Below are 1,751 nucleotides of genomic sequence, written 5' to 3' on the forward strand. Positions count from 1 at the left end.
CCACTCCCCCCTCCCCCCTAGCCACCGAGCTGCACCACATCCCACAGTAGCGTTACAGAAATGAAGAGTAATAGCACTCCGGCTGCGGTTTCCATCGCTTTCGGAGACAGTCGTTGGGATAACCAACGCCCAATCAACACCCCTAGCAAACTGGTGGCAATTAGTGCTATTGCTGCACCGAGAAACACAATCCAAGGAGACTGAGACTCAGCACTCATCAGCAAAGTGGCTAGCTGAGTTTTATCTCCCATCTCGGCAAGGAAAATAGTGAGGAATGTCGAGCTAAAGATTCTCCATACACTCTGCCGACGTTGTGCAATAGACTTGGGAGGGAGAGGAGGAGTTGCTGTTAAGGGTACATCTATGGGCTGAGTCAGGGGGCTAGACTCAGAGGAGTCAGAACGGTTTTCTGACACTGGAGCGCTCAAAGTGGAAGGTGCTGTGAGAATAGAACTGGCTAAAGGCAGAGAAGAATGTTTCACAAGCAATTGTCATCTATATGTCGTTAGATACCCTTTCATAGTTTATTCATATTTTCAGAACTTTACAAATGGGCAAACTTAAAAGAAGGGTAAGAAAAGTTTGTCTCCTCAGATCTTGCACCAGTCTCACTAACAGCCAGTGGTTAAAACCACTGTCTCATAGCTGGCATTCGTCTTTAGACGACTGGATAAGGCTTTCAGTCCATTGAAATGGACTTGAGCTATTAGCCCGGAGTTTGAACTCCGGGCGGATTTTCGGGCTTATCGACAAAGGTGCAAGATGTGAGTCTCTATAGAACCCATTTGACATCTTTGAGTATGTTGCACTAAGGTAAGCCAAAGCCATATCCAACAGACCATGCCGTATTCCAGCAGCCTCACAGACGAAGAATGGGAAATCCTTGAACCCCTACTGCCCCAGGTATTGCCTGTTAAGAAGCAAACGAGACCCTGCGAGTGGACTTGCACGAGAACTGTTGGATGGCATTTTTTACCAACTCGCTTAATGGCTGCAATTGGCAAGATTTGCCTAAAGACCTGCCTCCTTACTCAACCGTCTATTGGCATTACAAGCAGTGGCGGGACGCCGGAGCCATCGTTACCCTGATGCAGCTGTTACATGGGCAAGTACGCGAACAAGTGAAAAAAAAGCCAAGTGGACAACATTGCTGCTCATTGATTCCCAAGCGGTGAAGAATACCTGCAACGCCAGTATCGAGTCCAAGGGCTTCTGATGAAAACAAAAGCACCAATGGTATTAAACGACATCTGGCGGTGGATACATTGGGTTTTCCGTTTTTCACCCACTGTACTAAAGCCAATGTCTCCGATGACCAAGGCTTGCTCGAAATGTTGAGTCACAACCTCGATTATTTTCGCGCCAAGCCTGTCAACATTCTCTTATATCACCATCTTGCTGGACAATGGCTATCATCCAGAGAGCCTGACCGCCTCCTTGCAAGAACTCTATCCCCAGATCATGACCAAGATCCGGTTTGAACTGGCACCCAAGCCGACAAAAGCCGAAAAAGCGGCACAAGGAAAGATGGGATTTGTAGTGGTGGCAACGCGATGGGTAATTGAGCGGTCGAATGCGTGGATGGAACGTTGTAAAAGTTTAGTCAAGAACTTTGAGAGGACTCTTAGCCATGCCACTGCAAAGCTCAATCTCTGCTTCATCAGACTGATGCTCAAAAGATTGGCATCTGAATAGATCTCAAATGGGTTCTATATTCTCCCCTGCCCCTCTGCTCCCCCGCACCTCTGCAC

3 protein-coding genes and 1 pseudogene are annotated in these 1,751 nt (G+C 47.8%); 3 read left to right on the top strand and 1 reads right to left on the bottom strand.

Going from position 1 to position 1,751, the window contains the following annotated elements:
* Positions 1–17: 17 nt before the first annotated feature.
* Positions 18–482, bottom strand: coding sequence for a TMEM165/GDT1 family protein (locus tag IQ257_RS29550; protein WP_322744510.1), 465 nt, complete (start codon positions 480–482; stop codon positions 18–20).
* Positions 483–840: 358 nt separating this feature from the next.
* On the opposite strand from IQ257_RS29550, the gene IQ257_RS30970 reads away from it, so the two are divergent.
* The 3 genes and pseudogenes from IQ257_RS30970 to IQ257_RS31760 all read left to right on the top strand — a co-directional run bounded on the left by IQ257_RS30970 (position 841) and on the right by IQ257_RS31760 (position 1,695).
* Positions 841–1,089 carry a hypothetical protein gene (locus IQ257_RS30970; RefSeq protein WP_265584635.1) on the top strand — a complete coding sequence of 83 codons (249 nt, stop codon included), beginning with the start codon at positions 841–843 and terminating at the stop codon, positions 1,087–1,089.
* Complete coding sequence (locus IQ257_RS31755) at positions 1,020–1,175, top strand: hypothetical protein (RefSeq protein WP_369076458.1); 156 nt, start codon at positions 1,020–1,022, stop codon at positions 1,173–1,175. The genes IQ257_RS30970 and IQ257_RS31755 overlap by 70 nt, the downstream gene beginning before the upstream one ends.
* Positions 1,148–1,695: pseudogene (locus tag IQ257_RS31760) on the top strand (transposase). The gene IQ257_RS31755 and the pseudogene IQ257_RS31760 overlap by 28 nt, the downstream one beginning before the upstream one ends.
* Positions 1,696–1,751 lie beyond the last annotated feature (56 nt).

The sequence above is a fragment of the Coleofasciculus sp. LEGE 07092 genome, from assembly GCF_015207375.1.
Classification (GTDB): domain Bacteria; phylum Cyanobacteriota; class Cyanobacteriia; order Cyanobacteriales; family Coleofasciculaceae; genus LEGE-07092.